Annotated in this window: 5 protein-coding genes and 3 pseudogenes; 3 read left to right on the forward strand and 5 right to left on the reverse strand. The window is 68.6% G+C overall.

Going from position 1 to position 8,230, the window contains the following annotated elements; translation table 11 throughout:
- Window positions 1-67: 67 nt before the first annotated feature.
- A complete protein-coding gene (locus ABZ471_RS46430; protein WP_359075200.1) occupies window positions 68-913 on the reverse strand; it encodes a DUF1996 domain-containing protein in 846 nt (281 codons plus the stop codon).
- A 680-nt stretch (window positions 914-1,593) separates the two neighbouring features.
- On the opposite strand from ABZ471_RS46430, the gene ABZ471_RS46435 reads away from it, so the two are divergent.
- Complete coding sequence (locus tag ABZ471_RS46435) at window positions 1,594-3,063, forward strand: RICIN domain-containing protein (RefSeq protein WP_359075201.1); 1,470 nt, start codon at window positions 1,594-1,596, stop codon at window positions 3,061-3,063.
- 418 nt (window positions 3,064-3,481) lie between these two features.
- Here ABZ471_RS46435 and ABZ471_RS46440 read toward each other — a convergent pair.
- The 4 genes and pseudogenes from ABZ471_RS46440 to ABZ471_RS46455 all read right to left on the reverse strand — a co-directional run.
- Window positions 3,482-3,886: pseudogene (locus ABZ471_RS46440) on the reverse strand (hypothetical protein); the annotation flags it as partial.
- 10 nt (window positions 3,887-3,896) lie between these two features.
- On the reverse strand, window positions 3,897-4,046 hold the full coding sequence (locus ABZ471_RS46445) for a hypothetical protein (RefSeq protein ID WP_359075202.1): 150 nt from the start codon (window positions 4,044-4,046) through the stop codon (window positions 3,897-3,899).
- A 324-nt stretch (window positions 4,047-4,370) separates the two neighbouring features.
- Entirely contained in the window at window positions 4,371-5,879 is a 1,509-nt protein-coding gene (locus ABZ471_RS46450; protein ID WP_359075203.1) for an aldehyde dehydrogenase family protein, read from the reverse strand.
- A gap of 234 nt (window positions 5,880-6,113) precedes the next feature.
- Window positions 6,114-6,480, reverse strand: a pseudogene (locus ABZ471_RS46455) (MarR family transcriptional regulator); the annotation flags it as partial.
- Between the two features lie 119 nt (window positions 6,481-6,599).
- On the opposite strand from ABZ471_RS46455, the pseudogene ABZ471_RS46460 reads away from it, so the two are divergent.
- A pseudogene (locus ABZ471_RS46460) lies at window positions 6,600-7,348 on the forward strand (transposase family protein).
- 330 nt (window positions 7,349-7,678) lie between these two features.
- On the forward strand, window positions 7,679-7,918 hold the full coding sequence (locus ABZ471_RS46465) for an integrase core domain-containing protein (RefSeq protein WP_359075204.1): 240 nt from the start codon (window positions 7,679-7,681) through the stop codon (window positions 7,916-7,918).
- Window positions 7,919-8,230: the final 312 nt, after the last annotated feature.

The following is an 8,230-nucleotide window of genomic DNA, read 5'->3' on the forward strand; positions in this document are numbered from 1 at the left end:
GGCGGAGGTGGACCCGTGGGCGGTCGTCGTGCCCCAGCCGTACCTCGGCGCGTACGTCCGGTCGGTGTCAGCCGCACTTGCTGCCGTTGTTGATGCAGTCCACCGCCTTGTTCATGAGCTCGGCGGTCATCACGTTGACGAAGTCGCCGTGATCGGTCACGGCCTTGTGGTCCTCTTCGGGGAAGCTGTCCACGGCGATCTGCTGGTTGTCCGCGCCCACGTCGTAGGTGATCCGCTCGACCAGCTGGGGGATCGGCGCGAATCCGGCCGGGCACTGGCCCTCGGGGGAGGCGAAGGCGACGTGGGTGCGATGGTCCTGGCTGTCGATGTTCCGGCCGTCCCAGCAGCTTTGGAACGCGAACGTGCGCACCACGTTGCTGCCGGCGGGACACAGGGGGTACTTGTACTTGAGCTGGCGGTCCTCGAAGCCGGTGCAGCTCCAAGAGGCGTTGGCGTTGGCGGGGCCCTTGCTGAACGCCTTGGCGTCCCCGGTGATGATCCGCAGGAAGCGGGGCATGGCGGTGACCTTCGACAGCGGGTTGCCCTTCATCACGATGTCCACGCTCGCCGGGTGCAGGATCGTGCCGTCGTTGTTGTCCAGGCCGCCGCCCGGGGCGTCCAGATCCACCTCGCTCGACGACGAGCGCAGCCGCAGCACCGGCCAGTAGTAGGTCGACTGGTCACTGTTGGTGCACGTCGTGTCGGAGGCTGCAAGGCTCGCGTTGGTGGAGAAGGCGTCGACCGTCAGGTTGCCGACGTAGTCGTGCATGTGGTGGGCGCCGTTGCTCACGCCCGGCGCGACGATGACGTTGTCCGGATTGAGGTGGCGGTCCGCGTTGACCCCGCACGAGGACTGGAACGTCCCGGTGGAGGCGTTCGGCCCCGGCGAAGGCTCCTGAACGTTGGGCCTCACCTTGGTGATGTCCACGAAGTCTGCAAAGGCCGGCCCGTTTGCCTGGTTCTGTGCGGCTGTGTCCTCCTGGGCCGAGCGCAGTCGGGGTTGCGCGGACGCCGCCGACAAGGCGGATTGCGGTGCTGACGAGCCGGTTCCGGCCTGGGCATTCGGTATGAGAACTGCAAAGCCCACGCCGGCCAGCGCCATTGCGGCGGTGAGCACGCAGAGCGGGCCGATCAGGGGTGAACGCTGGTGATGTCTGGGTTTCATGCGATCTCCTGACGCCGGGAGTTGCGTCGATATGCAGGGAGACACGAGGGTCCCTCTCGCGTTACGCGTCCCGGCTCCGCGCTGTTCATCCAGTCATCCGTGGCCGGAAGTGCTTGCCGGATCGACTAGATGTTTCCCTTGGCTCCCGGACGCGGGCAGCAAGGCCAGCATCTCGCATATGGTGAACAAAGTTCATTGTTGATGAATGCTATTCCTATGATTTATTCTCGACTGCGTGGGCACGGCAAGCTGCCCGCATACACGGCACCCTCCTGGGCCCGGCTCGCATCACGGGCGGCCCGTGCCCGGCTGACGATGCCTTTCGCGGAATGACGCCGAGTCGTCTGACCACGTCTGGAGGACCGTTGAGCCCGCGCTCCGCACAACCCCCAACAACTGTCGCGCCCTCCGACACGGAGCTGACGGAGATGCTGCGCGGGGAAATAGCGGGCCCCCGGTCGGATCGCGTTGTCGGCGTCCTGTTCGACCGGCACTGGGAGCGAGTGCTGCAGTACGCGGGAATCTGCGTCGCGGACCAGGACGCGGGAACCCGGATGGCGATGGCTGCGTTCGCCCGGCTCATCGACGAAGTCAAAGCCTCGGACGGTCGCTTCTTCGCCTGGCGGCCCCAGCTCCTCCTCGCCATCCTGAAGACGGCCGCCGAGTGGGCGCAGACGGACGACCGCGTCGGCTACGTGAACGCCCAGCTGCGCGCCTGGCTCGACGGGGAACCGGACCCGGCCCGCCTGCTCGGCCCCGATCAGGCTGCTGCTCTCTATGACGCCTTCGTCGCCCTGCCCGAGTCCGACCAGCGCCTGCTGTGGCACCTCGACGTGGAGGCGGAGGCGTCCCAGGAGTGGCAGGGCGGCGCCCAGCGCCAGCTGGCCCAGGCCCGCAACCGCCTGCACGAGCGGTATGTGCAGGCACTGCGGGTCCGGGGCGTCGACGGGGTGTGCCTGCAGTACGGCAGCCTGCTGGCGTCGTCCCCGTACGGCAACCCGAACGGAAGCCCGCAGCTCGGCAGGCATTTCCTGGAATGCGCGCAGTGCCGGACCTCGGCAGGAGGCCTGGCGGACCCCGGCTGGCTGCGTCTCGCCCTGGTCAACGCCATCCTGCCCTGGGGCGCCGCACAGTACCTCCAGGCGGGCGTGCAGGCCCTGTTGTCCCGCGTGGACGAGGACGTCGGCGCCCCCCAAGTCACAAACAGCATGCCTGTCCTCACACCCTCGTCATCCCTGCTGCCGGCTCCCCCCCCGGGGCAGAGCGGGACGGCGCGGCACGCTGGGACCCAGGGCCCCACTCAGCGACACGCCGCTACCCACAGCACTGCCCGACGGCCGGCGCGTGGCAGGTCGCTCGCGGGCCCTCAAGCCGCAGGCGTCGCCCTCGTGGCACTGCTCGCGACGGGGGCCTACGCCATCCAGCAGAACGGCGGGGGCGTCACGGCTGGTGCACCGGCCCCGCAGGCCACCTCCGGCGCCGTGGTGCAGGTCGCGCTGCGCAACTCGGCGACGGGGGAGTGCCTGGACGTCCGCGACGGCGTGACGGCGCCGGGAAATGCCGTGGTGACCGCTTCGTGCGCCACCGCGCTGACCCAGAAGTGGAACCGCGCACCGGACGGTACGTTCCACAGCGCAGCCGATCCGAACCTGTGCCTGGCGGCGCCGGAAGCCAGCGACGGACAGAGCCTCACCATCAGCGCGTGCAACACAACGCCGGTTTCCGGCGCACAGTTCGACCTGACGCCCCCCGGAGCTCTCGTGCTCAGGGGGGCAGCGAACGGCGCGGTGAGCGCTGTAGTGGCCCCGGGGCCGGATTCCGTGGTCATCAAAGCCCTCGACGGCAGCCCGGCCCAGACGTGGGGCGTCGTGGGTGCCCAGAGCCCCGGCCCGACGTAGCTCGACCACTCTGGGCGCCCCCGGACCGTGAGCCGTGACCGCAACGCTGAACACGCCCAGGGTCGGCGGTGTCAGGGCACCGCAGTGAAGCAGGCCTGCCCCGGCTGACGTCCGCCTGACCCCGCGCCAGCAACTTGCGCCAGTACATGGCACCTGAGCGTGTGCTCAGGCCCACTCCATCAGCAGCACTCTGGGGTACTGGCTGTGTTCATTATTGCAGAATGTCGTTCGCCATTATTGACTGCAATCTGGCCCTGGTGGCAGGATTTTGGACAGAGAGGGGATCCCGTCGTTCCGGGACCCGACGTCGGCGTAGTCCGACGGCTCCGACCGGACCGCCGTGCCGGCTCCTCCTCCGTCCCCCCGGCACGGCGGCCCGCGGGCATCACCCGCATTGCGGCACCCGGTGACGCAGGGATCACGCCCGTGCATCAACCGGCTGTGGGCGCGGGACGATCGGACCCGCACCGGGCTGAGTGGCGCGTACGCCCCTGCTGCGCTCGTCGAGCCAGGGGAGCCCCGTCCGGGCCCACCTGCGGCGGACCCACTCCGTGACGACCGAAAGGGCCCGCTGTTCGGCCGCAGCCACATGAATCAGTTCGATGGGCCGGGTGCTGCGCGTGTTCAGCTCCCGCAAGTCGTGCCCGCGCTCGACCATCCAAGGGGCCTTCGGTAGCGCGTACACGAGAGTGCCCACGCCTGCCCATTGCGCCGCGGCGAAGCACAGCACGCACACCTCCAGCGACGAGAAGAGCACTGCACCGGACAGGCCGTGCGACCCTGTCGCCCGGCACGCCTCCCCGACGGCGACCACGGTCGCGTGGGCACTCGGATCACATCACCCCACCCTCTGGCTTTGTCACCGTGGCCAGCACGGCTCCGTCGCGCACGACCAGCAACCCGGCGGGGAACCCGCCCGCATCCGCCGAGCGCAGCAACAGCCCGATGGCCTGCCGGATGAAACCCAGTTCGAACACGCTCACGTACTCCCCTGTAGGAACGCTTCGGCAGGATGCCACCGCCCGCTCCGGAGTACACGGCGGTGAGCGGCCGGTCGCCGGCCGCGGCCAGGGCGGATTCGGCCCCAGCCGCCCAGACACAGTCGTGGCCGACGGCACCCGCGTCCTCGGACGGCAGAAGCCGGACCACGGCCGGGCCGAAGCCCGGACCGTCTCTGGTGACCAGGACGGTCCGGTCGGTGAGGCCTTGTCCCACCTAGCCATGGAGACATCTCCGCAGGTGAGTGCGCGGCGGCCTGACGGGGCCGGCTACCGAGTGCGGGGTGCCGGCGGCGGGAAGCCGGACGATCATGTAGAGGCGCCGTCCCGGCGCGGCGAGGCGCCGCCAGGTACCGGCCGAGGCAACGGGGCCGATCCCGGTGCCCAGCACAGGCTGCGCCGACGCTGGTAGGCACGAATGGCCTCCGGGTCCGGATCCCCGCCGTCGGCACCGCCGGCCTTCGTCCCGCCGGACAGGGTGGGGATGCCCGGCTGACTGCGCGTGTTGATCCACACGTTTCCGGCCTCGATGCGGTCCGCCACCCGCCAGGCCCTGGCGTGGTCGCGGGCCCATAGCCTGCAGTCCAGGCCGCGGACGCTGTCGCCGGCCTGGATCACCAGGTCGTCCTCGTCGTCGAAGGGCAGGGCGACCAGGACGGGTCCGAGGATCTCCTCCCGACAGACCCGTGAGTTGTGGGACAGGCCTTCCAGGACGGTCGGCAGGTAATAGGCACCCTCTCGGTATTGGTGTCCCTCGGGGGCCGTGCCTCCGCACAGCACTCGGGCGCCGTCCTTGCGCGCCAGGTCCACATAGGCGGCGACTGTGTCGCGGTGGCGGTGATGGACGAGCGGTGCGACCTGCGTGCCGGGGGCGATGCCGGGTCCGAGGCGCAGGCTGCGGGCACGGACCACCAGTTCGCCGACGAACTCCTCGTAGCGGGAACGGGCGACGAACAGCCGGGGGTCGGCGGTTCGGCATTGCCCGCTGGAGGAGTGGATGTCGGACAGGGCACCCACCAGGGCCTGTTCGAGGTCGGCGTCCTCGAACACGATAGTCGGGGAGTTGCCGCCGAGCTCCAGGTCGACGGGCATCAGCTTGTCGGCGGCGGCGCGGGCGATCTCCCGCGCAGTACCGGCAGAGCCGGTGAAGGCTACCTTGCCGACGAGGGGGTGGCGCACGATCGCGTCGCCCACGATGTACCCGCGGCCCGGCAGCACGGACAGCAGCCCGGCGGGAAACCCTGCTTGCTCGACGAGTCTGGCGAGGGCAAACGGGATCAGGGGAGTCCATGTGTGTGGCTTGAGCAGTACGGCGTTGCCCGCAGCCAGCGCGGGAGCGATGGCTCGGGCAACGCTGACGAGCGTGGAGTTCCAGGAGGTGATGGCACCGACGACCCCGATGGGCTCGCGCACGCCGAGCATGCCGTAGGGCCAGCGGGCGGGCTTGAGCGTGCTGTGGGTCGTCTCGGCCGCGGCCGACGCGTGGCGGAATGTCTTGGCGGCGGCGCGGACCAGGGCGCGGCTCTCGGTGCGGATGCTGCCTGTGTCCGAGGTGTGCAGGGCCGCCAGGTAGGCTGCGTCGCGTTCGATCAGGTCCGTGACGCGGTTGAGCAGGCGGGCCGGTTCGCGGAAGTGCCAGCCGCGCCAGGAGGGGCTGCGGACCGCGCGGAATGCTCCCTTCGCGGCCTCCTCCACGTCCTCGGGGGAAGCGGTGTGAATCACGGCCAGGGATCGCCCGGTGGCGGGATCCACGGTGTCGATCGGGGCCCCGCGGCCGCGCCGCCACCGTCCCGCTATCAGTAGCTCGTTGGCAAGCATCGCAGTCCTCTCAGGAGTGCCACGCAGGCGATCTGACTCGTATCTTGAAATATAAGTCCTTAAGCACTTGGGGACAGGGTAGGTAAGTGTGATGAATACGCCAGCTCACGCCCTTGAGGGCGACGGCTTACAAAGCCACAATGGCCAATTGATAAAGGATCTTTGAGTCAAAACATCCGGAGGATCGTGGCCGAGCTCCGAACAGCAGGCCGCACCGGACCGCGGCCGGCAGGATCACGCGCCTTCGCCAGTCTCTCCCGCGTCGAACATCGACTTCTCCAGCTTCGCCAGCAACCGCGCGAGCTCCCCGGCGCTCGACGGGCGACAGCGCAGCAAGCATGCGCTGCTCGTTGGCCAGGTGCTCCGCGAACAGCGCGTCGGCCTTCGCCAGGACTTCCTCGGTGAGCCGCGCGTAGACCACTCGGCGATCGTCCGGATCCCGCTCCCGCGCGATCAGCCCGTCCTTCTCCAGCCGGTCCATCCTCGGCGTGATGCCGGCCGAACTGATCAACCCCGAGTCGGCCAGCTGCCCCGACGTGCGACGGAAGGGGCTGCCGGCCCGCCGCAGCGTGGTCAGCACGTCGAAGCCTGCCATCGAGACACTGAGGTCTTTCAGTGAGGCCACCGATCGGGTGACGGCAACCTTGCTCGCAACGCACAAGGCTCCCGTGCCGTTGAGGGAGGTGTTCGACGTCTCAACCCATCGGCGCAGGAGCCTTGTTGGTCCCTCATCCTGCCGCGCTCGACCTGCCCCATGCGCTCATCGAATGGGTCACCATGCTCATCGTCACCCGCGAGGGTGACCGCCGCTGCAAGCTCCCACCGCACCAGCGTGCCCTGGTCGCTCTGGTGTACCTGCGCAAGCACGAGCCCCTCGCGCAGATCGCGGTCGGCTTCCGCATCTCGGTCGGCACCGCGCACGCCTACACCAGCGCGGTCATCGAGCTGCTGGCCGCCCGCGCCCCGGGTCTGCTGCGCGCTCTGCGCGAGGCGGACCCCGAGTTCGTCCTGCTCGACGGCACCCTGGCCAAGTGCGACCGCCTGGGCGAGGGCCGGGCCGACTACTCGGCCAAGCACCGCTGGCACGGGGTGAACGTGCAGGTGGTCACCGACCCCCATGGCGAGGTGTTGTGGCTGTCCCCGGCCCTGCCGGGACGCTGCCACGACCTCACTGCGGCCCGGGCCCACCGCATCATCAGGATCTGCGAGCGTCAAGGGGTGCCCATCCTGGCCGATCGCGCTTACATCGGTGCCGGCGCCTGGGTGACCACACCAGCCGGACGGCCTGCGGGAGGCGAGCTGACGCTCACGCAACTGACCATCAACCGGGCGCTGTCCAAGGCGCGGGCCCGGTCGAGCGCGGAGTCGCACGACTGAAGGCCTGGCGGATCTTCCGAAGAGCGCGGTGCAGCCCGAATCGAATGACGTCAATCGCAGCAGCCGTCCTCACCCTGGAGCGGCAACGCTGAAAGACCTCAATGTGTGGAACGCTCATTCTTCCTCGACACGTGACGCAGGTCGTCATTGATCTATCAATTACCACTTGGTAGCTCCTGCCGTAACACCGTCGCGGTGCATGGTGTGTAAGATTCATGATCTTGGTGGCGCCGCAACCGGTCAGTTGTGGAACCGACCATCCGTCGGGGCACAGTTCTGCGATTTTCCTTCGTTTGAGCAGGACAGCGCTGCCGCCAGGCGGCCCGCCTCACACCCCCGCTGAGGCGGGCCATTTGCTGTTCCCGGCCTACACGAGTGTGGAATGTGAAGATCCCCTCGTAGCGTGGAGTCCCTGATGCCAGGTGCAGCTTGACATCCATAGGGGCATCAACGTCGTCAGCGAAGCGTTCAACAGCGTTCTCAAGGTCGAGTACGTCCACCGGCACACGTTCGTCACCCGCGCCGAGGCCCGGCTGAAGATCGCCACGTGGATCACCGGGTTCTACAACACCCGGCGGCTACACAGCGTATGTGGGTACCGCAGCCCAACCGACTACGAACACAACCACCGCGCCAACTCCACCCTGGAGCTGCCCGCTTAGAGGATCTCCACACAACGAGGGGATTGACAACCTCAACTTCCCCTGGCAACAGGGACTCCACGCTACGAGGGGACCTTCAGTCCCCAAAAGGGATGGCGTCGGCCTGAGCCTCTACCGAGTCGCCCGCGAACTGCAGCTACTCCTCGCGGTCTGGACCGGCGCCTGCCCCACCTGTCACCGCAACACGCCAGACCCCATACCGACCTGACCAAGCCCTACTAAACGACGTCCCGTAAGCGCATGTTGGGCCATGGCTGGGATGGACTTGGGCCGAGGTGGGTGCTTACCCAGCGAGGGCCAGGTTGTGCAGTC

This window comes from Streptomyces sp. NPDC005728 (assembly GCF_040630895.1).
In the GTDB taxonomy this organism is placed as follows: Bacteria; Actinomycetota; Actinomycetes; order Streptomycetales; family Streptomycetaceae; genus Streptomyces.

Excerpts from the sequence above, each read along its gene's own strand:
- ABZ471_RS46450 (WP_359075203.1), bottom strand. The coding sequence starts at position 5,879 with ATGCTTGCCAACGAGCTACTGATAGCGGGACGGTGGCGGCGCGGCCGC.
- ABZ471_RS46435 (WP_359075201.1), top strand. The coding sequence starts at position 1,594 with ATGCTGCGCGGGGAAATAGCGGGCCCCCGGTCGGATCGCGTTGTCGGC.